The organism is Brasilonema octagenarum UFV-OR1, assembly GCF_963888615.1.
Classification (GTDB): domain Bacteria; phylum Cyanobacteriota; class Cyanobacteriia; order Cyanobacteriales; family Nostocaceae; genus Brasilonema; species Brasilonema sennae.
Map to the genome: position 1 here is coordinate 1 of NZ_CAWPKW010000385.1, position 23,829 is coordinate 23,829.

Annotated in this window: 16 protein-coding genes and 2 pseudogenes; 12 read left to right on the plus strand and 6 right to left on the minus strand. The window is 42.9% G+C overall.

Going from position 1 to position 23,829, the window contains the following annotated elements; translation table 11 throughout:
* Window positions 1-331 (minus strand): annotated as a pseudogene (locus AC5590_RS33945) (HlyD family secretion protein); the annotation flags it as partial.
* A 740-nt stretch (window positions 332-1,071) separates the two neighbouring features.
* Between AC5590_RS33945 and AC5590_RS33950 the strand changes: the two are divergent.
* The 3 genes and pseudogenes from AC5590_RS33950 to AC5590_RS33960 all read left to right on the plus strand — a co-directional run bounded on the left by AC5590_RS33950 (window position 1,072) and on the right by AC5590_RS33960 (window position 3,565).
* Window positions 1,072-1,227: pseudogene (locus tag AC5590_RS33950) on the plus strand (CsbD family protein).
* A gap of 282 nt (window positions 1,228-1,509) precedes the next feature.
* Window positions 1,510-1,737, plus strand: coding sequence for a hypothetical protein (locus AC5590_RS33955; protein WP_169267609.1), 228 nt, complete (start codon window positions 1,510-1,512; stop codon window positions 1,735-1,737).
* Entirely contained in the window at window positions 1,730-3,565 is a 1,836-nt protein-coding gene (locus tag AC5590_RS33960; protein ID WP_169267610.1) for a PRC-barrel domain-containing protein, read from the plus strand. Before AC5590_RS33955 ends, AC5590_RS33960 begins: the two co-directional genes overlap by 8 nt.
* Before the next feature lie 300 nt (window positions 3,566-3,865).
* Here the strand turns inward: AC5590_RS33960 and AC5590_RS33965 are convergent, their stop codons facing one another.
* Complete coding sequence (locus AC5590_RS33965; RefSeq protein ID WP_169267611.1) at window positions 3,866-4,669, minus strand: DUF8738 domain-containing protein; 804 nt, start codon at window positions 4,667-4,669, stop codon at window positions 3,866-3,868.
* A 125-nt stretch (window positions 4,670-4,794) separates the two neighbouring features.
* Here AC5590_RS33965 and AC5590_RS33970 point away from each other — a divergent pair, with 125 nt between their 5' ends.
* From AC5590_RS33970 to AC5590_RS33990, 5 genes are all read left to right on the plus strand, one after another.
* Window positions 4,795-4,995 (plus strand): beta/alpha barrel domain-containing protein, encoded by a 201-nt coding sequence (locus tag AC5590_RS33970; protein WP_169267612.1) that lies wholly within the window; start codon window positions 4,795-4,797, stop codon window positions 4,993-4,995.
* Window positions 4,996-5,040: 45 nt separating this feature from the next.
* Window positions 5,041-5,196, plus strand: a complete 156-nt coding sequence (locus tag AC5590_RS33975) for a hypothetical protein (RefSeq protein ID WP_169267613.1) — start codon at window positions 5,041-5,043, stop codon at window positions 5,194-5,196.
* Between the two features lie 549 nt (window positions 5,197-5,745).
* Window positions 5,746-5,919: a hypothetical protein gene (locus AC5590_RS33980; RefSeq protein ID WP_169267614.1), complete on the plus strand. Its 174-nt coding sequence runs from the start codon at window positions 5,746-5,748 to the stop codon at window positions 5,917-5,919.
* 124 nt (window positions 5,920-6,043) lie between these two features.
* Window positions 6,044-7,195 carry a cupin domain-containing protein gene (locus tag AC5590_RS33985; RefSeq protein ID WP_169267615.1) on the plus strand — a complete coding sequence of 384 codons (1,152 nt, stop codon included), beginning with the start codon at window positions 6,044-6,046 and terminating at the stop codon, window positions 7,193-7,195.
* Between the two features lie 40 nt (window positions 7,196-7,235).
* Window positions 7,236-8,213 carry a ferredoxin family protein gene (locus tag AC5590_RS33990; RefSeq protein WP_169267616.1) on the plus strand — a complete coding sequence of 326 codons (978 nt, stop codon included), beginning with the start codon at window positions 7,236-7,238 and terminating at the stop codon, window positions 8,211-8,213.
* Here AC5590_RS33990 and AC5590_RS33995 read toward each other — a convergent pair.
* Both AC5590_RS33995 and AC5590_RS34000 read right to left on the minus strand, forming a co-directional pair.
* On the minus strand, window positions 8,167-8,628 hold the full coding sequence (locus tag AC5590_RS33995) for a GNAT family N-acetyltransferase (RefSeq protein ID WP_169267617.1): 462 nt from the start codon (window positions 8,626-8,628) through the stop codon (window positions 8,167-8,169). The genes AC5590_RS33990 and AC5590_RS33995 overlap by 47 nt on opposite strands.
* Window positions 8,629-8,774: 146 nt before the next feature.
* Window positions 8,775-11,159, minus strand: a complete 2,385-nt coding sequence (locus tag AC5590_RS34000) for a UvrD-helicase domain-containing protein (protein ID WP_169267618.1) — start codon at window positions 11,157-11,159, stop codon at window positions 8,775-8,777.
* 136 nt (window positions 11,160-11,295) lie between these two features.
* Here AC5590_RS34000 and AC5590_RS34005 point away from each other — a divergent pair, with 136 nt between their 5' ends.
* Complete coding sequence (locus AC5590_RS34005) at window positions 11,296-13,005, plus strand: glycosyltransferase family 39 protein (RefSeq protein ID WP_169267619.1); 1,710 nt, start codon at window positions 11,296-11,298, stop codon at window positions 13,003-13,005.
* 128 nt (window positions 13,006-13,133) lie between these two features.
* On the opposite strand, the gene AC5590_RS34010 is transcribed toward AC5590_RS34005, so the two are convergent.
* Together AC5590_RS34010 and AC5590_RS34015 are read right to left on the minus strand one after the other, a co-directional pair.
* Window positions 13,134-14,897: a serine/threonine protein kinase gene (locus AC5590_RS34010; protein ID WP_169267620.1), complete on the minus strand. Its 1,764-nt coding sequence runs from the start codon at window positions 14,895-14,897 to the stop codon at window positions 13,134-13,136.
* Between the two features lie 199 nt (window positions 14,898-15,096).
* Window positions 15,097-17,166 (minus strand): BamA/TamA family outer membrane protein, encoded by a 2,070-nt coding sequence (locus tag AC5590_RS34015; RefSeq protein ID WP_169267621.1) that lies wholly within the window; start codon window positions 17,164-17,166, stop codon window positions 15,097-15,099.
* Between the two features lie 159 nt (window positions 17,167-17,325).
* Between AC5590_RS34015 and AC5590_RS34020 the strand changes: the two genes are divergently transcribed.
* From AC5590_RS34020 to AC5590_RS34030, 3 genes are all read left to right on the plus strand, one after another.
* Window positions 17,326-18,699 carry a lipid-A-disaccharide synthase-related protein gene (locus tag AC5590_RS34020; protein ID WP_169267622.1) on the plus strand — a complete coding sequence of 458 codons (1,374 nt, stop codon included), beginning with the start codon at window positions 17,326-17,328 and terminating at the stop codon, window positions 18,697-18,699.
* A gap of 300 nt (window positions 18,700-18,999) precedes the next feature.
* A complete protein-coding gene (locus AC5590_RS34025; RefSeq protein ID WP_169267623.1) occupies window positions 19,000-22,515 on the plus strand; it encodes a two-partner secretion domain-containing protein in 3,516 nt (1,171 codons plus the stop codon).
* A 79-nt stretch (window positions 22,516-22,594) separates the two neighbouring features.
* On the plus strand, window positions 22,595-23,731 hold the full coding sequence (locus AC5590_RS34030) for an AAA family ATPase (protein WP_169267624.1): 1,137 nt from the start codon (window positions 22,595-22,597) through the stop codon (window positions 23,729-23,731).
* The last annotated feature ends 98 nt before the right edge of the window (window positions 23,732-23,829 follow it).

Here is a 23,829-nt window from a genome sequence, read left to right on the forward strand (position 1 = left end):
CTGGACTATCTAATTTTTGGGTTGCACCTTTAGGTTCAAGACGTCCTCTAGCACTTTCTGTCTCATCCACCTTTGAGAACATCGCCCAAGGTAAAACAGTAATTGCAAAGATTAATAACAAGTACAGCGAAGAACGTGTCCAGGCTCTAGGTAAAGCATCTAACAGTTCTTCTGTTCCGAAATACCAATTTTCTTGTGCCTGATCTATTGGTTCTGCTTGATCTGTTGACTCAATAGATTCGGATACTTCTTCCGAAGGAATGTAGCTTTTATGCTTATCCGACTCCAGTTTGGTAAGTGGATCTGGACGATGACGAGGTGTATTTGCCATAGTTTTCGGCTTTAAGTTCGTCAAATCAATGAATGGTCATGGTGTGCAAACAAGTTGGTTTCTGGTTTGCAGAAGCCTGTATGTAGGGTTGTGGTTAAGTTCTTGGCGCTATCTACACAGTCTGAGTTTGCCACGAAGAACTATATATTGATATGCTGCAATAGTGTCTGTTGTTTTGCAAAAACACTTTGTGAATGCTGGTTCCAGGATTTTTGCTTCCTGCGCTTGCCTTGCTTGCCTTAATCTGGTAATTTTAGCTTTGTCGAGTACTAGATTTGTTGAGCGTAAAGTACACTGTGGTTGAAAAACTGGTTGCTCATCCCAATTTTTTGTGGGCTATAAATCTATTATCTAAGCTTGTTAAAGCTTGCCGTTGAATTGTCCGGTGTAACATAGCATTTTTTTGCTGCACCCTATTGTTTTCAATTTTACTTTAGTAAAAATAATTTTAAAAAGAAAATTCCGGGAAATTCTCAAAACTACTTTTATCTTAATAAAAAAATATAATACTTCATTAAAAAAGCACAACTTCTTAAGTTTAATCAGGCTTTGACTCTAGATAGGCTGCATGTAACAAAAGCTCCTTCCTGGGAGAGAGTCGTAGTTACTATTACTAACATATAGTGTCGTTACTGTTACGAATGAAATCTCAGTAAAATTCTAACACCTAAGGATTTGATTAAGTAACAGACGAAACAACAAACAGTTTTGAGTCTGGTATTTGAGCAAGGAATAATGTTATAGGTTTAGAAAACCGAATCAAAGCAACAGCTAAGAACATTGAGGGCAAAATTTAAGAAGTTGTAGGTGACATCACTGGCAATACACAAAACCAACTGGAGGGGAAAGCTAAGCAAGCCGAGGCGCGCGTTCGTCACGTGGAACCTGAAAGATAAACTTAAACAGATGAAAAATAAACGAGGGCAGAGGGTTTGAATAATTAAAATACTCGGGCTAAAACAGTAGAGTCTAAGAGTGTTCCAGCCATAATCTATTGCTGTTAGAAAATACACTTTCACCAACACATGCATCTGTTGGTGAGAGATATTGTGGTTGATTTTTTATACAGGCCATTCGATGCTTTGAATCGGTTGAATTGGAGTTGTCATAACTCACTGAGTTTTTCTTACGTGGATAGTTATTTTGTGATTTGAATTTTGGAGCAAAGGAGCCATGTCATGCCAAGACTAGTGGGTCGGCGTTCTAACGCAAGTTTATACGTCTTATCTGTTTTTATTGTTGCGATCGCAATAGTAGGAGTACTTCAGTACTCTGGTGTCATTAATATTCAGAACTTGGTTGAGCAGACGAAAGTCAGGTTTCACAAGAGTAGCCTGCCGAATACGTTTGGTATTGCTAATTTACATGATAAACAAATAAGTGCCAAGAGGTTTGAAGATGCGTAAAGGAATCGATTTAATCGGTAAGGCTGTCATTACATACGACACCGGAGAACAAATTGAGCGGGTTCAAGATTTAATTTTCGATCAAGACAGCCATTCGCTTCTGGGACTACTTGTGGATGAGGGAGGGTTATTTCGTGCTACCCGCGTCATTCCATTCACTAGTATACAAGCAATTGGTCCTAATGCAGTCGTTGTACCATCCAAAAAGGCGATTGTGAAACTCAGGGCTGTGCCTGAAATCAGGGCGATAATGAAGCGCAATAATGTGCTTAAGGCAACCCGGATTTTCACAGTAAATGGGCGCGATCTAGGTGCTATGGTTGACCTTTACTTTGACGAGCAGACAGGCTCTGTTGAAGGCTATGAAGTCTCTGGCGGTTTGTTTGCAGATGCCTACTCTGGTCGCTCGTTTCTTCCTGCTCCTCAAACCCTGAAAATCGGTGAAGATGTGGCATTTGTACCAGTAGAAACAGCCGACGTATGGATGCAGGAGCAAGTTGGCGGTATTAAGGGGGCTGTTCAGGCTGCTGGTGATGGCTTGCAAGTCACGACTGCTATAGCTGGTCAGAAGCTTCAGGAAGCGACTCAGACTGCAACAGAAAAATTGCAAGAAACAACAGAGGCTGTTGGTAAGCGACTACAAGATGTTAATCAGGCAACTGTTACCTCTATTACGAATGCGATTGTTGATCCGGCTGCACAGAAAGCCTTCGTGATTAGTAAAGTTGCAGAGCAAAATGTGGTTGCTGCGGATGGAACACTATTAGTTATGCAGGGACAGGCAGTTACCTTCTTGATTGCACATGAGGCTGAGCGCCTTGGTATGCTTGATCAACTCTACCGGGCAACAGGAGGTCCTGTTGTCGAGGTGCTAAGCCGCAAGATACAACAGACAGCCAACACAACCAGCGCACAATTCCAAGAAATTGCAGACACTACCAGTCAAAAGTTACAACAGGGTGCTGACATTGCGAATGAAAAACTACGAGAAATGACTCGTACCGCCGCTGCTAAGTTAACAAATGCAGTGGTTGATCCAGAAGAACAGAAGGCACTTATCATTAACAGAGTACTTGAGTGTGATGTCATTGCACCAGATGGAACGTTGCTGATTGCTCAAGGTCAGTTAGTCACATTAGAGATTGCTGATGAAGCTGAGCGTCAAGGTGTGCTGGATCAACTGTTTCGCGCAGCAGGAGGTAGCTTATCAACCGAGTTGAGCAACTTAACAAATAACTTCCTTGCAAGTCATGTGGTTGAACAAGCGTTAGGTCGGCGTGTACATCATATCGTTCAGACTAATGAAGCATTAGTCGTAGCTGCGCCGGGACAAATTGTCACGCCGGAGGTGATCAAACGGGCGCAGACTTATCAACTTGAGCAGACTTTACTCAATGCTGTTGGTTTAACCTCAACTGAAGTCGCTTATGCCAATGCCAACAAAACATTTGCAGAGGCGAGTGATCTCGTCGTGGATGGTGTCATTCAAATACGGGACAATGCAAGTACTCTGTTAGTAGTGCTCAAAGAAAGGTTTGAATATTTACGTAAACATGCACTTCAAGTCCTAGAAGAACAACGGATGAAGCAAGCCTTGGGACGTCCAGTGAATCGAATTATCCTTGACCACAAGGATAACATCATTCTCAGTCCTGGTGATGTCATCACTCATCGTGCGATTGAACTTGCTCGTCAGGCTGATGTGCTTGATATCTTATTTAGTTCTGTATGGAAGACTTCTGAACTTGCAGCTACCGTACTATTGAACTCATCGCCAAAGGCTGAGGTCAAAACAATTCAAAATTCAAAATTCAAAGTTCAAAATTAAGAATCCCAGGGCAAACGCATCTTAATTAGTCTTGACAAAAAGCTTAATTAGTGTGTTAACGGACAAACAAGAATTTATTGTTTGATTGGTTTTTCAGGGGTTAAGCGATACGCCCTTGGCGTCTGCGCTCCGCGCAATCGCTTAACATATTGTCAATAAACGGGCATTAATGCGATTAGTTTGGGGTTTATTGACATTTAGAGGCTCTTGTTGACAAGATGCGTTTGCCCTGTTAAGAATCCCCATCGATTTGGGGGCTTGAAACATTGAGTAGGGTGGGCATAATGCCCACCCTTTTATTTAACTTTTAAGCCCCCCGCTGATTTTGGGATCTAATACCAGTTGTGAACCGGATTCGTTGACATGGTATGTCCAAGATTGTCTGCCAACTTGGATAACAGCTTCCCAGCCTTTAATGGGGTTATATTCTTTGGTGCAAATTTCGCCAAATTTGAATTCGCAGGGATTACCAAAGGTTTTGGGTATGGCTTTGCTAACTTTTAGGTTAGAAGTTGGTATTCTGGAACGCTTGGAGGCATCCCGTAAAATTGTATCTTCGATTTCTTTTGGGAGTGCGCTTGATTGTGATGTACTCACTTTTGGATCTAATACCAGTTGTGAGCCGGATTCGCTAACGTGGTAAGTCCAAGAATTATCTCCCACGCGAACAACCACTTCCCAACCTTTAATAGGGTTGAATTCCCTGGTACACACTTCTCCAAATTTGAAGATGCAAGGATTACTGAAGGTTTTTGCTGTAGCTTCGGTAATTTGTAATTCACGAATTGGTACGCCGGAACGATTGGATGCATCACGCTTAATTGCATTTTCTATCCGTCTTGGCAGATCGTTTGAGTTCTGGTTTGTGGTTTGGGATATTTGAATGGTACTGTAGCTTGAGTTCTGGTTTGTAGTTTGGGATATTTGAACGCTGCTATAACTGCTCTGTATCTGCTCCTCTTCCCCAGAAGCAGCAGCAGGATAGTTTCCAACCACTCCGAGTCCACTTGAGAACAGACTCGTTAAGGTTAAAGTCAACAAAATTCCTTTCGGGGACTTGAGGATTTTGTTAAGTGCAGGATATAGTTTGTTTATGTCTTTCATAGAACACCTTGAAGATTGAATCAATCAAATCGCGACTGAGGGTAATGCCCCTAGCGCGGTTTTTGTCTGTTTTGCTTTCGCTCTATGATTAGAGACTACAAACCCAAGTTTCAAAGTTTCGGCTGATGTGCCGGTTTTGTTTCTGTCTTCTGCTGCATTCCTCCATTCCAAATGAAGCGATTACTAAAGCGATTAATGGTGCAAACACCGATCATAAGCGAGTTTCCTTTGATATGATGGCTTGCCTGGATGACGACTGGAAAGTTAAAAGAGCGCAGGAGTTAGCAGATATGGGAGCGAGCTTAGTCAGTTGTCATACGGGTTAGAGTGAACAAGCGGCTGGAAAGAACCCAAATGTACTGATTAGAAAATTGTCTGAACAACTGAAATATACCTCTACTCAAGTCATCGCTATGGGAGGACTCAAGCCCAGCAATCTAAAAGACTTGAAACCGTATGTTGAGCAGATTTTTGCGATCGCTGTAGGAAGTGCGATTACCAGAAGCAAAGATCCAACGTTGCGATAAGCGAAGCTTAACGGCTAAAGCCGTATCGCACAGTTCCAACTCGAAATGAATCAATTAAATTCACGTCCACTTTCTAATGCTCCGTGGGCTGCGATCAAACGATAACAACAACAGCTAGTACCATTAACCAGGATGAGGAAAAATCTATGCTCATATAAAAGTTGGGTAACGTTTATACTCTACCTAACCAAAATCTCTGTCACATTTTCTTTTGATATTGTATCATTCATAACAAAAAAAACAAGAAATTGTATTATTAAAGACAAATAATAAAAATTATCTATTATTCTAAATTATACAACTAGATATAAGCGAATCGTCGCTATGGCAACATTTTCCTAGTAAAATACCAGTTAAGCTACCAGTTAAGCTTAAAATTACTGGTGTATGGGCTTGAAAGTATTAGTATTATCTATATTAGTTGGTAATAACTTGCATTTGTTGCCCAGTTCAGTTACATTCAAGATGAATACCAAGTTTCAGTTCTTGATCTTTTCATCAAGAACTAAAACTTGGTGGATACCTGAGTAAGACATTCGGAGAGGAAACATGTTAAATCAATTTGAAAAAAATGCTCAAAAGCATTCCCGTTCCAGCAAAATTCAAGTTGAAATCAAAGAATTGGCTCAGCCACTCAGCAAAAATACGACTGCTCAGTTAAATACTGATGCGGATGGCAGTGACTTAAATACTGATGCGGATGGTAGTGATTTGAGCAGCTAATAGTTGCTAATTATCCCACTAGATTTAAACGCTAAGGAGTAGGTGCAATGAGACCCCTACTCCGATTTATAATTGATTTTCATTATTTTTTTGTAAATTTATTGAGAAAGATTATAAATTAATCATGTTTAGAGATATACTAAAGCCATATAATGTTGAAGAGTTTTTCAAAAAGAATTGGACAAGCGAAGCAGTGTTTATCTCTAGTGGAGACGAAACGAAATTTGCTAACTTGTTTTCTTGGGAAAAACTCACAGATCTTTTGAACTTTCATCAGTTCAAATACCCTCACCTCCGTTTAGCATTAGATGAAAAAGTCTTGGATGAAAGTGCAAATGCTAATATCATCCAGCGATGCCAAGAAGGTGCAACTCTAATCCTCAACGGAGTACATAAGCTAATTCCAGAACTGGCTACTTTCGCCGAGCAAATCAAATATGATTTTGGATGTGGCGTACAAGTAAATGCCTATTGTTCCTGGCCAAAAAGACAGGGTTTTTCTTCTCACTATGACACCCATGAAGTCTTTATTTTACAAATAGATGGTACAAAGCAATGGTATGTATTTCGTGACACTATAAAGTATCCTTTAGCGGAACAGAAATCATCTTCTTTCTCGCCTCCAGAAGAAGAAGCTTATTTAATTTGCACTCTCAAACCGGGAGATGTTCTTTATATTCCTCGCGGTCATTGGCATTATGCAGTTGCTGTTGATCAACCATCACTGCATTTGACTTTAGGGGTGCATTGCAAAACGGGTGTTGATTTTCTGGAATGGATAGTGAACGAACTGCGTCAGCAGGAAGAATGGCGCAAAAGTCTGCCATTACGTGTAGAGACAGCGGCTGCACAGGGCTATGTAGATAGCTTAATTGAAAAATTAAGTAAACATATTGCTCATAGCGATCTTTCTGATGATTATATCAGTTATATCGAGAGCTTCGACAAAGCGATCGCTCGCTACTCTTTACCTTATCAAGCTGGATTTAATATCTTTGAACAAGGGACACAAACCAAGTTCAAAAGCGCCAAGTTTCAGCGATTTAGAATTACCGAACTGCCTGATGGCAGTGGCTACAAAATTGTTGTAGCTGGAAAAGAAGTATCTCTAAAAGGGGTACCTCTCTCTCTTGTGGATAATTTATTCACGGGAGAAATATTTACAGGGAATGATGTGCTCAATTGGTTACCAGATTATGATTGGGAAATTGATATTGTTCCTCTTTTATCTAGCCTGGTCACTGAAGGCATCATTTTTGTTCATACCTCTACGTAATATCCTCATTAATCTCAAAAAAACACTTACTACGACATAAATGAATACTTTGTTTTGTTCTGATAATTCACGCCAAATAGGAGAAGACATTATTGGCAGCGCCACCAATAACGAGACTTACATATTGGTTGAGTGCCCAACTCCCTGGACATCAGAAGCCTTCAATTCTAAATGGGTTCCAGAGAACTTAAAGCTTTTAATTGAAAAGTGTAAGTCGGCTAAAATTCCGGTAAGATTCCTTTTGATTGCTAATAACTTCTCACATAAGGTAGACAGTACAACTGTATTAATTTATCAGAAAGAAGAAGGACTTAGTAACGGATACCACAAACAAGAGTTTCATCTGGCACATATTGAGCAAGCAGCAGGAGTTATCAGAAAATGGTTATCTGGTCACTCTAGTAATTATGAAGTGAAAACCAGTGTAACCAGGGATATTTTAGTGTGTACCCACGGTAGCCATGATCTTTGCTGTGCTAGGTATGGTAATCCCTTTTATGCCCAAGCTGTAGCGATGTCTGAGAATTTGTGCTTGGACAATGTTCGGATTTGGAAATCAAGTCACTTTGGTGGACATCGATTTGCACCAACAATAATAGACTTGCCAGAAGGAAGATACTATGGTGCCCTCGATCAAGATTCGTTTCGCTCAATTTTGACGCGAACTGGTGATATCGACTGTTTGAATAAAGTATATCGAGGTTGGGGAATTCTGCCAACTTCTATTCAGGTTTTGGAAAGAGAACTCATCCTCCAGTATGGATGGGATTGGTTTGATTACAAAGTTGCAGGCAGAATCATTGAGCAAAGTTCAGATAACACTACAATTCTAGCTGAACTAACTGTTGAAAAACCTGATTGTTCTCTTGACACTTACCAAGCTAAGCTTGTGAAAAATGAGAGTCAGAGTGTTGTGCTGCGGGGTTCTTGCAATGCCAAGAGAGAGTCATTGTTCGTTAAATACTCTGTAGCTAATCTCTCGGTTTTCTCTGAGACTGTTGCAGCTTGTATTGCATAAAAATATGACTCACATTCAAATAATCAAATGGCTCCCCTAGTTCGCAGAATCCTAGTCGCTTGTAAAAGTTGACAGCCCCAATTCGTGACATTAATCTCAAAGTGTTGAGATTTTTTTCTGGGGCTATTTCTATCAATTTTTCCATGAGTTTTGTACCAATGCCTTGACGGCGAAACTCAGGTAAGACAGCGAGATAAGCAATACTTCCCAATTCTTTTGATAGTAAGCGCAGTCTGGCTGAACCAATGACTTTATGATCACAAACAGCAACTAGATGAAAAGCGCTATCTTCATGCTTGTCTTTTTCTGTTCCTTTGTCCATTCCTAAAGGTGCTCTCAAAACAAGCCACCTTTGGTGGAACATATCATCTAGTTCTTGTTTGTCTTTGACGGGACGTATCTCGATGTTTTCCATTGAAATAAAAGGGGTGTAAGTGTAGTAGTGTAGGGTGGGCACTGCCAGTCAGATCCTGCCTACTATATTAGGGTTTTAGTAGCAGTGCCCACCCTACGTGTGTTTCTACCTCTGCACAATACCAGATATTTGTCAATGCGTAAGTTCTAGTTTCGTACACTTTTGGGAAACTGCCGCTTTAGTGCTGGAAATACCGGACAAGGGGTTTGTTCTTGTAAGTTTTCTGGTTTACTCCAGGTGAAAGGAGCTTTTTTTGCAGCAGACATCCATAACAGACGCTTTGCTCGTGTCATAGCAACATAGAGTAAGCGGTATTCTTCAGCTGTTTTGAGGTGTTTTGCTTGTTCCCAAGCTGTGGTGATGCTGGGTAAGGTAGATTGACCGTGGAGAGCAGCGCGAATTTGGGCGCGGGCAACTTCTGATAAAGTAAAGTTACCTAAAAACTGGCTTTGAGGAGGAACCCAAAATCTACCAGGAATTAAGTTTTCATGGAGAAAAGGCATGAAAACGTAGTCCCAATCCAGCCCTTTTGCTTTATGCATGGTGATGATTGTCAGTTGACCGTTACGGGTATATCGTTTTTCTAAGTCTTCTGTTTCCACTGGTTCAAAGCGTTCGGAACTGACGATTTCACTCAATACATTCAGCATTGAACCCATCGAAGTATTGCCAGCTATTTGCTGGATGACTCTTTCTGCGAGTTTGTCGGCTGTTGCGAGTTCTGCTTGCTCATATTTTAAGGTTAGGGCTATGAATGAAATTAACTGGTACAAAGGTAGTTCTAAACGAGCACGAAGTAAACTTCGACAAAGATGAGCAGCTTTTTGGACTGGTTGTGGCTGAGGTGAAGCTAAAGGACTAGGATACAAAAATTCTTCCGGTAAAGTTGCAAGGGCGTTGAAATCCTGGGTTTCAATCAAACGCCGTTGTAGAAGAACTTCTAATGTTCTTTTGAGGTAGTCGGGAGAGTGGGGGCGATCGCAAAATTGTAAGAGTGCTAAAACTTCTTCTGGTACATGAGAATGGCGATCGCGCTCCCCCACATCATACACAGGAATGTTATGCTCTTTACACACAGAACTCAGCGCTTGTGCCAACCACCGTCCCTGACGATGTTCCCGTACTAAAATCGCTCCACTAATATTGTCGGGTTCTTGAGAAAATAACTCTACAATCCTCTGGGACAGCAACTCGACGGTGTGATGAATGTCACGCGGTGTGTACAGTTCCAATCCTAGTCCCACAGCTTGGGGATTGACATCAGCTTCACGGTGATTAGGTTCAACGGGGCGAATTCTTTGGAAACGAAAAGGAGTGGGAGGAGTCTGGGAAAATTCTTTGTTGATCTGTGTTTCCCTGTTATTCTCCTCTTGTTGTGTAGTTTTTACATAAAGACTATTTACCCACTCTAAGACAAAGTTGGCGGCGTCGATGATAATTTTCGTGCTACGACCAGCTTGATCCATTGTTACTAATCGTTGCTGGGCGTCGCAATCTTTGCAAAATTGCCGAAAATAAATTGGATCGGCTGGGGTGAAGGTTGAGTTAATCGCTTGGTTTGGATCACCAACGCGAATCATATTTGGTGGTTCGTCAAGATTATCGGCGTCTTTGGCGAGAATTGTTAATAGCTTTGTTTGCAAGGGACTCGAATCTTGAGCTTCGTCTTCAAAGACAGCGAAAACTTGATTTTGCTCGATTCTCCGGGCGTTGTCGTTTTCCAAAACACGCAGGGCGGCTAAAATCATGTCGTCGTAGTCAATGAACTCACGCGAACGCATCAAATTCTGATATTGCTCGTACAACCCAGCGGCAATACTTAAGATGTTATATTCGTCTGTGGTTTGTTTGCCAGTGGTTTGTTTGTTAAATTCACGCAAATCTTCTGGTAATAAACCAGAACTCTTTGCTTCATGAATAACTATAGTTGCTAGTTCTGGCAAGACTTCTGTCCGCAATACCGACTGTCGCCGCAGTCTTTCTGTTTCTTCGCCGTCAAATTGAATACCTTCTAATAACCGAGAATAGCGCCCCGGAGCGGTGGCAATCCATTGCTCTACAGCAGTCCGAATAAATCTATGACTTTGATTTGGTGTAATTAAAGTGACGTTATCTAATTCTAAACCTGATAAATTAGGATAACGGCTAGCTATGTTCAACGCCAGACCATGTAATGTATTGACACTAAAGCCAGTTTGGGGTATTGATAATTCTTTTAAGTATTCGCGGATTTTGATTTTAATATTAGCAGCAGCTGAGCGAGTAAAAGTAACAACAATCAGTTGACGACGGATGTTTCGACGTGATTGGGCAGATTGTTCATACTGATGGGCGATCGCAATTGCAGCTGCTGCAGCCATTCCGGTAGATTTGCCAGCACCAGGAACTGCTGACACAGCTAGTGAACCCGAGTTCCAGTCAGCCATACGCTGCTGTCCTTGGCGCAGGGTATTACGGATATTTGCTATGCCTGTCTCTTGTGGGGAAGGTACAGGTAATGTAGATTCTATAGATTGAGATTCTTTAGGCACTGATTTTTAATATAAGCGTCTTAACCTAATAAGATTTTAGATTTTGAACCGTAGATGGAAGCAGACGAATGCAGATAATGTTTAGATTTTTCTCTGCGTGCATCCGTGTGCATCTGCGGTTGTAATTTTAGAAGTAATGGCTAATCGTAAATTTTATCTACATTATCTGGCTTTGGTTGGGGCGATCGCCCTCGGTGCAATTTTACGCTTTTGGAATTTGGATCTTAAACCTCTGTGGATGGATGAGGTGATTACTGCGATTTTCAGCTTGGGCAAAACCTACAACGATTTGCCAATGGAAGTGGTGTTACCTCTAGAACGCGTTAGCGAGATTTTTACTCTTCAACCGGGGGTGAGTTGTTCTGAAATTGCTAAGAATATTGCGAGTCAGTCTACTCATCCGCCGCTGTTTTTTTGTGGGATGTACAGTTGGTTGAAGTGGTTGAGTCCTTTGGGAAGTGTGTGGGTTGCGAAGTTGCGATCGCCTGCAGCGTTTTTTGGTGTGTGTGAAATTATAGCAATTTACTACGTTAATCGTATTGCCTTTTTTCGGTCTGCCGGGATAATCGCAGCAGTTTTTATGGCTGTTTCCCCTCTGGCTGTTTACCTTTCCCAAGAAGCAAGACATTACACTTTGCCGATGTTCCTCATCACTTTAGGTTTACTTGGACTGGTGCAAATTGTCAAAGATATTGAAAAGCGGCAAAAAGTGAGATTGTGGGTTTTGCTGGGATGGGCAATCATTAACAGTATTGGTTTTTATGTTCATTACTTTTGTATTCTTGCTTTTATTGCTCAAGTTGCTACGCTACTAGTGCTGATGTGTTGGCGAAGAGCAAGTATTCTCAACAAGCGCCAAATTTGGCTAGCACTCATTGTATCTGTGAGTTTTGTTGCAGTTAGCTTCTTGCCCTGGTTACCTGTTGTTTTGAATAACTATAACCGTTCTGAAACCAGTTGGCTTGACCCTCCGCAAAATATTTCCCCAGTTTATCAAACTCTGATTACCTGGCTGCTGATGGTGATTTCTCTTCCTGTGGAAAAACAACTGCTTGCAATTGTAGTTTTATCTGGGTTGTTAATGCTTTTGTTTGGTATTTGGGTGGGTTGGCAAGTTTACAAAGGTTTAAAGCAGCTATGGTGTAAACAATCAACGCATTTAGTGACACTCACGCTGCTTAGTTTCTCTGTGTGCGTGTTATTGGAATTCTTTGCGATCGCCTACTTCTTGGGAAAAGATATTACTGCTGTTCCCCGCTATCACTTTGTTTATTATCCCAGCTTTTGTGCCCTAATTGCTGCAAGTTTAGCTCAAATCAACAAGAAAGAAAAAAGAAGACATTTCATTTTCAATCAGAAGTCTTCATGTTTCATCATTTTATTCGTCGGATTTTTTAGTTGTGTTCTTCTTGTTTTCAACTTAGTATTTCAAAAACCATTTGAGCCGGAACAAGTGGCGCGAAATATGAATCAAAATCCTTCCATTCCTCTTTTGATGGTAGTGGGATACAGAGATTACCAAGATGTGGCGTTAGGCTTAAGTTTCGCTTTAGCATTAGAACCACTTAGGGAAGCAGAAAAATATTCCTCCTCTGATGTTGCTTTCTTCAAGCAATCACCAGACTTTGCTCCTGTCTTGCAAAAACTTTCCCAACTTCCTCCACCAACTGCAACTGATCTTAGTTTATGGCTTGTTGGTCCAGGTAGAAAACGCAAAGACTATCCGCAGCAGATAACACTTTCCCAGAAAATGACTTGCACTATAGATTCTTTGCAGCACTATCGGATTGGTGTTCCTTATCAGTTGTATCGTTGTGGAGTTTCAATTCCTGATAAGACTTTGTAAAAAATCTAGATCGCGTGGTGCGGGTGAATGCGGATAACCTCAATCGCATTATGCGACTCGGATGACAAATGATAAAGGACTACTTTCACAAGTTTGCAGCGCATGTTGAATGCGCCGCAGCCTATGAGCTAATTATCACCAGTTTCTGAATTATCCAATGCCTTGTCTTGTGTAGGAACAACAATATCAGGAGAATCAAATTGCTTTGGTTGCGCAATAGATGGCTGTTCTGGTACAACAACAGGAGAATTCTTTAACTGGTTGACTGGTTGCGATGATTCAGACGCACCACGATAAGATGGTCTGTTATTTACTGAAGATTCTGAGGAGGTTTTGCGAGATTCGCGGATTGCTCGTAGTCGCTCTGTCAGTGAAGGTGATGAAGTAGTCTTAGGCTCAGTTTTAGTAGTAGATCCAGAAGCTTCCTGTTGTGAGTCTTGTCGGTATCGGCGACGTTGGAATTTTCTGGAGTCGGTTTGGGACGATTCTTTGCTCACATTGCTGTTATCGTCCGATTCGTTTGTGACATTCCTTCTATAGGATCTCCGATAAGATTGTCTTGTCACATTGCTGTTATCAGGAGTATCGTCAGCTGAAACACGACGGATACGCCGACGGCGTGTTGAAGTAGAAGTAGATGCAGATTTCACTTGCGAGGAAGTATTATCTTCTTTCTGTTGAGTACTAGTTTGTTGAGTTGTATTAGTTTCTTTAATAACAGGCGATGGTGTTAGGATGACTGTAGGTTTCGCCTCGTTAGGATCATTCTTTTCGACAACAGTTTGTGGTTGTGCAACTGATGAGCTTGGTCTAGTTTTAGTCAACAAACTTGTGATACCAAAACCACCTGTAATACCCAAAAGAGCTATACCCGTTGCTATCAGTGCTTTAGGTGATGAGGTAATTTTTTTAAATATGGCATTACCTGAAGGTGGTGCGGTTGGCGTGCTCACAGATGCTACTTGTTGTGGCACATTTGGCACATCTGGCACATTTGGCACATCTGGCACATCTGGGTATGGCTGATTAGATAAATTGATAGTTGGTACTACTGATGTCACAAGCAATTGGTGTACACCACTTTGAGTGTCAGGTAATAGCAGTAACCACTCTGCTACTGTTTGCGGACGAAAGCGAGCGTCAGTAGCCATACCACGAATGATTGCTTGATTGACAGCAGCACTCAAATGGGGTTGTAAGTCTCGGGGGGAAGGCATTTGCTCGCGATCGCGCAGAAGTGCTGGTATAGGCACTTGTGCTGTCAATAATGCATACAGTGTTGCTGCTAAACCATAAACATCAGTTGCAGGACTGCGGGTTGCTTGCGACAGATACTGCTCAATTGGTGAATAACCCTCAGAAACAATACCCGTGTGAGTTTGCTTGACACCATTGTGAAATTCCCGTGCAATCCCAAAATCAATCAGTATTACCTCTTGCGTTCCTTCACGAAGAATGATATTATCTGGTTTCACATCCCTATGAAGCAAGCCATTTTGGTGTACAACCTGCAACGCACCTGCTATTTGCTTAATGTAATGAATTGCTTTATCCTCTGGCAAAGGTATCCCTGGCATGACATATGCCTCAGCCAAAGTTTCACCAGGAATATATTCCATCACCATGTAGGGTAGTCTGTCTTCGACAAAAAAGTCGCTTACCCGGACAATATTCGGATGGATACAAGTTGCTAATCGTCTTGCTTCGTCTTGAAATTGACGCTCAAACTTAACATAATCAGGATGCTGTCGCAGCTTTTCATTGAGAGTTTTAATCACCACGACCTGATTGAGGAAATTGTGAGTTGCTTTGAACGTAATGCCAAAGCCACCTCGACCGATTTCCTGGTTAATGGTGTACTTACCACTCTGCAATGTTTTAGTACTTAGCATAGAGAGTCCTGATTAGTAAATATGTTAGTACTGCTTTTTTTATAGAAAACCGGGAACTATAAAAGTTCCGGTTTTGACTCCTGAGTCTAACCCGAATTTTGAGGAATATCAAACCATGTTCAATACTTAACCCACACAACAGTTTTATTTTTCTTTTGTTATTCCTTATAGTATCCTTATCACTTAAAATTATCCACTTTTAAAAGCGCTGACCAATACCAAAATGAACGCGGCTTTCTCCCTGGTCATTCAGCCCAAAGTCAGCCCGAATTAAGCCTAGAGGTGAGTCAAAGCGGACTCCAGCACCGTAACCAAAACCAGTACCAGGTTTATCACGAACTCCTGCAGGGTTACCCAACACAGACTCACCAGAACCTAAGTCTGAGGCAAAGTCAGCAAAGAAGACACCTCCCAAAGCTTGGACAATCGGAAAGCGATATTCTGCCGACGCCAACACATAAGTGCGACCACTAGCAACATCACCCTCACCATAACCACGTACTGAATTGACACCACCTAAGTTGAAACTTTCATAAGGTGGTAAATCACCAAGGACAGTACCAGCTTGGACATTCAAGGCGAAGACTTGTGGTTTTTTGGATTCAAATAACTTTACGGGCATAAATTGGCTATAGTCTGCCTTTACGCGGTTCATAGAAATTTGTCCTTCCCCAAGAGGGATGGATTGTTCGGCACTGAGTTTGAGAATAGAACCATTGGTTGGATTGAAGGGATTATCTCGCTTGTCTTTGGTGGCGCTTAAGGATACAGTTGTCAGGTCATCAATACCAGTCCCGCTAAAAGATAGAGGATTTCCCTTTTCATCAGTTGGGGTAACTTTACCATCGCGATCGCGAAGACTAACACGAGTATAGTTTAAGCCTAAAGAAGTATTCCAACCATCAATCGGGCGCTGCAAGCTAACACCACCCCCAACTCGACCTTCCCGGATTCTATCGCCATTTGCAAATTTGATGTCACCATCAAAAGTTTCAGAAAGTCCCCGCTTGCGGAACGCACTCACACTATAACCAAAGGCGTCTGGATTGGTTTCCCGGTAGGGACTTGTAAATTTAGTATCAAATTGAAAGTCACGCGCACCAACTTCAAGATTAAAACCGAAAATATCGTTAACGCCACCAACATTTTGATCTCGGTAAGTTAATGTACCAACTATCCCTTGATCTGCGTTATAATTACCACCCAAATTAATAGAACGCGCCCCTATTTCCTTAAGTTCGTAAACGACATCCAGTTTTGTCGCATCTCCTTCAAAAGCAACATTGACATTCTGAAATAATCCTGTCTTATACAGTTGCTGTAAATCTTGTTTGACTAAGTTTTCTTGATAAACTTGTCCTGGCTTAAACTTCAGCTGTTGCTGCAAGAAATCTGTTTTTGTACGTCCTTGGACTGGTTTATCCTTGCTATCAACTGTTTTGCCTTCTTCGTTCACAAAACGAAACTTGATATTGTTGACAACACCTTCAGCAACATTCAAAGTCAGGATTCCTTCAGCGCTGGGCCGAATCGATATAACTCTTGCAACTTTATAACCTTTGTCAGCGTACCATTTATTAATATCTTGGACGACTTGTTTGAGACCACTGGGACTGATGACTTTTCCTATTTGAGGTTGAAAGCGTTCCCTGGCGACTTCATAAGTTAACACGTTTGCCCCGGAAAGTTGTAGAGAACGCACAACAACTGGTTGTACTTGGTACTCTACATTTAAGCCAGTGGGCGTAGAACGGCTATTAACACGAGCATCCGTAAATAAACCAGTCTCCAAAATTGCTTTAACATCTTTTTGTAACTGACTTTGACTAATTTGTGCACCAACTTGAGTGTTGATGACACTGCGAATCGCCTGCTGCAATTCCTCATTCGCACCGACGATGTTCACTTGTGCAGCAGTGACTCCTAAGTTATTACCACTAGCTGGAGATGAGCCAGATGAGCCAGATGAGCCAGATGAAAAAGTTACTTCCCTTGTCTGGTCCTCCTTTTCAGTAGTTATCACCACCGGTTTACCACCAGTAGTACTTTGCACGCTGCCAGATTTCTGAGAGAATTGTCCAATGACTACTGTCTCTGGGGGTGCGATCGTTTCTATCTTAGCTGGCGCTTCTTCAGTCACTGGCACCACTACGTTATCAGGTTTATCAGCTTGCTCAGAAGTATTAGAGGGTGCAGCAAATGCTTGCTGATTAGCATTGCCAGCTGCCAAAGTCACTAGAGTAAAAATTGCCGCAGAAGAAACTCGCATAATGATAGTAGCCTTATAAACTGGGAGTTAGTTCGTACTTTCGTACTGAGGTTTAGTAATGGGGACAGTACTAACTTCCAGCTGCATCGCCGATTTATTTATACCCCCATTCAATTCCTCTTGCGGCAAACGACAGTTATTTTAAAGTTTTTGTTTCTCATGAGTGATTTATCACCATCATCGCTAACCTCTGATATCGAAAAAAATACTCCAGGCTTACGGTTACTTGTTTTAAGCAACGGACATGGCGAGGATATTATTGCAGTCCGTATTTTGCAAGAACTTCAGCAACAACCCAACCCACCCGAAGTCTTTGCTTTGCCCTTGGTGGGACAAGGATACGCTTACCACGGGTTGGATATTCGCCTCATCGGTTCGGTACGCACAATGCCTTCGGGCGGTTTTATTTACATGGATGGACGCCAATTTGTACGCGATGTACAAGGTGGTTTGTTACAACTCACCGCCAGTCAAATGAACTCCATACGTCATTGGGTAAATACTCAGAAAAAAACAGGCCACAAGATAGCTATATTAGCAGTGGGCGATATTGTACCACTGGTTTTTGCGTGGTTGAGTGGTGCTAACTACGGCTTTGTAGGCACAGCGAAATCTGAGTACTATGTGCGAGATGACGTGAATTTCTTAAAACGTAAAAAGAAAGGAGCATGGTGGGAAAGTTTTTCTGGCTCAATTTACCATCCTTGGGAACGTTGGTTGATGAGTCAGCAGCGTTGCAAAGCTGTGTTTCCCAGAGACTCGCTAACAGCAGAGATATTGAAAAAGTGGGCGATTCCGGCTTTTGATTTGGGTAACCCGATGATGGATGCTTTGGAACCAACAATTTCACGTCCAAGATTTTATGGTGCTCATATAGAAAAGCAAGAATTAGCTCGACCTTTAGTTGTTACTCTGCTTCCCGGTTCTCGTCCGCCAGAAGCATACGCTAACTGGCAGCAAATGATGATTGCTGTCTCTGCATTGATGGCGCTTTGGGAAGAGGAAAAGTTTGTGGGATATAGTTCTGAAACTGTTGTGTTCTTGGGTGCGATCGCCCCCAGTTTACACTTTGACAGTATACGCCTAATTCTCGAATCTCAAGGCTGGCAACCCCACGCTCAACCTCCAATCAAAATCCCCGACAAGGATTGCTTGACATTTAAGCAAAAAAATGCATTCTTTATTTTATCGCAGAATGCTTATAACGACTGTTTGGATCAGGGAGATTTGGCGATCGCAATGGCAGGGACAGCAACAGAGCAATTTGTGGGTTTAGGCAAACCTGCGATTACTATCCCAGGACATGGTCCCCAATTTACCTATGCCTTTGCTGAAGCACAAAGCCGTCACTTGGGGTCATCTGTGATTTTAGTAGAAGAACCAGCAGAAGTTGCTAAGGTGGTGAAGTCACTGTTTGCCAACCCAGACAAATTGCAAGCAATTGCAGAAAATGGTCTACGACGAATGGGTAAACCAGGTGCAGCCAAACGAATCGCTGAGTATTTGATGGAGTTGTTGTGGAATAAAGATTGATTTTTAATATCTGGTTCGGTTAATTAGTTATGATTTTCGCCCTGATCTGAACCTCACCCCGCCCTTACGGGCACCCCTCTCCTTATTAAGGAGAGGGGAGGTTTTGGCGTAAGCCAAAGCCGGGGTGAGGTAAAGCCCGAATCGTGGGTGGTATGACAACACTTTGTCACAAAAAATTACAAACAAGCATTAAGAGCCTACAAACCTGATATTAGTACTACTGAGGCATCATTTTGCTTATTGTAAAGTCTTTTTTCCAACCTCATATTCAATATTTGTAAAATCCTGAGGATAAAACCGGTGCATCACCCATTATTTTTCCTTACCTTACCCCTTGCAACCGTATTCAGCTTGACCTATCTTAGCGTAGCAAAAGCACAAATCACTCCTGATAACAGTCTCGGTGCCCAACCTTCAGTAGTTACTCCCAACGTCCAAATTAACGGCACCCCTAGCGACAGGATTGATGGAGGCGCAATTCGTGGGGACAACCTGTTTCACAGTTTTCAGGAATTTAATGTAAATGCTAATAGAGGAGCTTATTTTTCCAATCCAGCAGGAATTGCAAACATACTCACCAGAGTGACTGGGGGGAATATCTCGAACATTCAGGGTGTTTTGGGTGTGTTGGGCAAAGCGAACCTATTTTTGATTAACCCGAATGGAATTCTGTTTGGACCAAATGCCCGATTGGATGTGGGTGGTTCTTTTTTGGGAAGTACGGCAAATAGTTTGATATTTAAGAATGGATTTGAGTTTAGTGCGACGAATCCGCAAGCACCACCATTGTTAACTATAACTGCTCCGGTTGGGTTGAGCTATCGGGAGAATTTCAAAAATATCACCACTCAATCCACGACAACTCAATATCCTATTCTTGAAGTACCTGAAGGACAAACTTTAGCATTGGTAGGTGGTAACGTCATCTTAGATCGTCCTGATTTGCTTGCACCAGGAGGACGAGTTGAGTTAGGAGGATTATCTGCTCCTGGGACGGTAGGACTCAATAGTGATGGAAGTTTGAGTTTTCCTGTGGGAGTCCAAAGAGGTGATGTATCGCTGACGAATGAGGCGAGGGTTGATGTTAGTTCAGGCGGAGGCGGTAGTATTGCAGTCAATGCTCGCAATTTAGATATTTCGGGAGGAAGTATTCTTAGGGCTGGAATAGGAAGTGGTTTGGGGACAGTTGGCAGTCAGGCGGGAGATATTACGCTGGATGCTACAGGAAATATAAAAATTGTAGGGAGCTATGTATTCAATAATGTGCGATCCCAAGGAGTGGGCAATGGTGGCAACATCAATATTACAACTGGTTCCTTGTCTTTAACCGATGGTGCTCAACTGAATGCCAGCACCTTGGGACTAGGAAATACAGGCAATGTGTCGGTACGAGCGTTAGGTGCTGTTGAGCTTGCAAACACTGCTTATATCTTCAGCACTGTGGAAGCAGGTGGTGTGGGCAAAGGCGGCAATATCGACATCAGGGCAGCAACACTATCTCTTAAAGATGGTGCTCAGCTGGCAACCATAGTTGGTCAAGCATCTGACACTCAACCAGCTGGAAGGGGGAATGCAGGGAATGTCACTGTTGATGTCACAGGTCCTGTGACGATTGCCGGGGTCAAGGACGGATTTCGCAGTGGGATTTTCAGCAATGTGAGAACAGGGGCGACGGGCAATGGGGGAAATATTGCTATTTCCTCTGGTTCCTTCTCTTTAAGTGATGGCACTCAGTTGAGCACCATCACCTATGGACAAGGAAATGCAGGCAATGTGTCAGTGCGAGCGTCCGATGCAGTTTTGCTTGTCAATGCGGACATCTTCAGCACTGTGGAAGCAGGAGCAGTGGGCAAAGGTGGCAATATCAACATCCAAGGGGCTTCACTTTCCCTTAAAGATGGCGCTCGACTTGATGCCAGCACTCGTGGACTGGGGGATGCAGGCAATGTCACTATTTTCTCTTCCCGAAGTGTCTCATTTGAAGGTGTTGGTAGCAATGGTTCACCCAGTGGTGTATTTAGTACAGTACAGCCAACAGCAACGGGTGATAGCGGTAGTATAAGGCTACAGACAGGAACGCTTTCAGTTACTAATGGTGCTGCAATCATTGCCAGTACGTTAGGAAAAGGGAATGCAGGCAATGTCAATATTACAGCCAGCGATACAATCTCTTTTGATGGAATTGGTAGCGATGGTTCTCCTAGTGGCATATCCAGTTCAGTAGGTTCTGGGGTAGTTGGTGGAGGTGGTGGTATCAAGATTGAACGGCAAGAGGTCAATGGTGTGCAAAAAGGCGTAATTGAGCCGCAAGTTCGCTTCAGTATAACCATTGAGCCGTTTCGCAATACTTCTTTTCCTGACGCCATTGGTAAAAGTGGAAACATAAATATCACAACAAGGTCGCTTTTAGTTACCAATGGTGCAAGACTAACTACTAGCACTTTTGGACGAGGAGATGCAGGTAATATAAGAATTCAAGCCAGGGACAAAATCTCGTTTGATGGAGTTAGTAGCCGTGATGGTTCTCCTAGTGGTGCATTTAGTGCAGTGGATTCTAACTTTTTCGGGAAAGGAGGGGATTTAAACATTGCAACAGAGTTGCTTTCAGTCACCAATGGTGCTCAGTTAGTAACAAGTACTCTGAAAAAAGGCAACGCAGGCAATATTACACTCAATGCCCGCGATGCGGTTTTTGATGGAGTTAATAGTAAAGGCTCTCCCAGTGGCGTGTTTGCTGCAGTAGATACCAATGCAGAAGGAAAAGGCGGCGACATCACCATAAAAGCAGAATCAGTTTCACTCACCAAAGGTGCTCAACTGGCTGCTAACAGTCGTGGGCGAGGGGATGCAGGCAAGATCACAATTACAGCCAGCGACACTGCTTTATTTCAAGGAATCGGTAGCAATGGCGTTCCCAGTCGTGCATCTAGTGCAGTAGAAACTGGGGCTGTCGGAAATGGAGGAAATTTGACAGTTGTTGCTGGACGCTTCAATGTCCTTAATGGGGCAGAAGGAACCGTAAGCAATCTGGGAAGCGGTAATGCAGGCAACCTAACAGTGATAGCTAATTCTATCAATCTTGATGATCAAGGGAAACTCACTGCTAACTCTGCAAACGGTATTGGAGGTGATATTATACTGCAAGCACGAGATTTACTGCTACTACGCCGTAATAGCCTCATATCCGCCATTAGTGGTACTTCAGGAAGTGCAGGACGGGACGGCAATATTAACATCAACACTCAACTTTTAGTCGCCTTCCCTCAAGAAAATAGTGATATCACTGCTACTGGCTTTGGGCGTACTGCGGGGAGTAATGTTCAAGTGAATATATCAAAACCAGGAGGAATTTTTGGTATTCAGTATCAGCCACAACAGACGTCAGAAAGTGATATTGTCGCTACTGGAACAGTCACGGTCACCAGTATCGATCTTGACCCTACCCAAGGGTTATTTGAATTAACAGAAACTGTGGTTGATCCGGCACAGCAGGTTGCTCTAAATCCGTGTATCAAAGGTTTTGGTAGCACTTTCACCATCACCGGACGCGGCGGACTGCCAACTGATCCAAATAAAATCCTCAGTAGTGACAATGTGCGTGTTGATTTAATTCAGCCTGTCCCAACTAAAGTAAGTTCAACAAGTACAAGACAAAAGCAGCCATCTCAAAAGCCACCTGTCAAACAGATAATACCAGCACAGGGTTGGATATATAACGAAAAAGGTCAGGTGGTGCTGGTTGGTTATGATCCTACTAAGACTGGCCCACAGCGTGAGCAGCCAGCGCCTAATAGTAGCTGTGCTGCAGTGAAATAAGATATGTAGAACGTTTAAGCGCTACAGGTGGAATCGTGAAGCCAGCAGATAAAAAGCCTGGGTATTGGGAGATTCTTCCATGACGGGGACGAACAGTGACAAACAACTGTCGAGAATAGTTTTAAAAGGTTTCAAGTCTATTGCTGAGTGTGACCTTGAACTCTCCAGGCTTAACGTTTTGATTGGAGCTAATGGGGCGGGAAAATCCAATTTTATCGGTTTCTTCCGCATGATACAGCAGTTGCTTGAGCAAAACCTGCAAGTTTTTGTCAGCCGCCAGGGCAGTCCCGATGCGCTATTACACTTTGGGCGAAAAACAACGGAACAATTGGAGTTTCAGTTATACTTCGGCAATAACGGGTACTTCGCTACGCTAGAACCAACCCAGGACAATCGCCTGATGTTCGCCAGGGAATCCTTCTGGTGGAACATGAGTGGTGAGCGTGAAATACGGAAGGGGCATTTCGAGACAAAGGCTTTTGTCGGTACCGGGACAGGAATTAACGAATATGTTTTATCTGCCATGCAGCAGTGGCGAGTGTACCATTTTCATGACACCAGCGACAGTGCTTATATAAAACAGCCGCACGGTATCAATGACAATGCTTACCTGCGTCCTGATGCCCGTAATCTTGCATCCTTTCTGTATCTTTTGCGTGACGGCTACCCGGCATCTTATCAGAAAATCGTTAAAACTATCCGGCTTGTTGCCCCTTTCTTTGGAGACTTTTACCTGCGTCCTTCCCCACAAAATAAGGAGGTTATTGAACTGGAATGGTTTGAGCAGGGGCAGGATATCCCGTTCAAAGCGCATCTGCTTTCAGATGGCACATTGCGTTTCATGTGTCTGACAACCGTTTTCCTGCAACCGGAAGAGCTTCAACCTGAAACAATTCTAGTTGATGAGCCAGAATTGGGTCTCCATCGGTATGCCATCACTGTCCTGGCATCATTAATACGTACCACCGATCGACAGGTGATTGTTTCAACCCAATCCGTGGAACTGCTGAATGAGTTTGATGCGAGTGATGTGATTGTTGTAGACCGCGATCAAGGGAAATCATTGCTTCGCAGGCTGAATAAGCACGATTTGCAGGAGTGGCTTGAGGACTATAGCCTGGGCGAGCTTTGGAAGAAGAACGTCCTGGGCGGGAGACCTTCACCGAGTCCCTATGCAACGGCACGCTACGCTATCGGGCACCCCTCTCCTTTATAAGGAGAGGGGAGGTTTTGGCGTAAGCCAAAGCCGGGGTGAGGTAACACGCGCGTTGGATTCATGGGTGTGACCTCACCCCGCCCTAACGGGCACCCCTC

What these genes read in the sequence shown, in the direction of transcription:
- AC5590_RS33955 (WP_169267609.1), top strand. Translation starts at nt 1,510, where the DNA reads ATGCCAAGACTAGTGGGTCGGCGTTCTAACGCAAGTTTATACGTCTTA.
- AC5590_RS33960 (WP_169267610.1), top strand. Translation starts at nt 1,730, where the DNA reads ATGCGTAAAGGAATCGATTTAATCGGTAAGGCTGTCATTACATACGAC.
- AC5590_RS33965 (WP_169267611.1), bottom strand. Translation starts at nt 4,669, where the DNA reads ATGAAAGACATAAACAAACTATATCCTGCACTTAACAAAATCCTCAAG.
- AC5590_RS33970 (WP_169267612.1), top strand. Translation starts at nt 4,795, where the DNA reads ATGTGCCGGTTTTGTTTCTGTCTTCTGCTGCATTCCTCCATTCCAAAT.
- AC5590_RS33980 (WP_169267614.1), top strand. Translation starts at nt 5,746, where the DNA reads ATGTTAAATCAATTTGAAAAAAATGCTCAAAAGCATTCCCGTTCCAGC.
- AC5590_RS33985 (WP_169267615.1), top strand. Translation starts at nt 6,044, where the DNA reads ATGTTTAGAGATATACTAAAGCCATATAATGTTGAAGAGTTTTTCAAA.
- AC5590_RS33990 (WP_169267616.1), top strand. Translation starts at nt 7,236, where the DNA reads ATGAATACTTTGTTTTGTTCTGATAATTCACGCCAAATAGGAGAAGAC.
- AC5590_RS33995 (WP_169267617.1), bottom strand. Translation starts at nt 8,628, where the DNA reads ATGGAAAACATCGAGATACGTCCCGTCAAAGACAAACAAGAACTAGAT.
- AC5590_RS34005 (WP_169267619.1), top strand. Translation starts at nt 11,296, where the DNA reads ATGGCTAATCGTAAATTTTATCTACATTATCTGGCTTTGGTTGGGGCG.
- AC5590_RS34010 (WP_169267620.1), bottom strand. Translation starts at nt 14,897, where the DNA reads ATGCTAAGTACTAAAACATTGCAGAGTGGTAAGTACACCATTAACCAG.
- AC5590_RS34015 (WP_169267621.1), bottom strand. Translation starts at nt 17,166, where the DNA reads ATGCGAGTTTCTTCTGCGGCAATTTTTACTCTAGTGACTTTGGCAGCT.
- AC5590_RS34020 (WP_169267622.1), top strand. Translation starts at nt 17,326, where the DNA reads ATGAGTGATTTATCACCATCATCGCTAACCTCTGATATCGAAAAAAAT.
- AC5590_RS34030 (WP_169267624.1), top strand. Translation starts at nt 22,595, where the DNA reads ATGACGGGGACGAACAGTGACAAACAACTGTCGAGAATAGTTTTAAAA.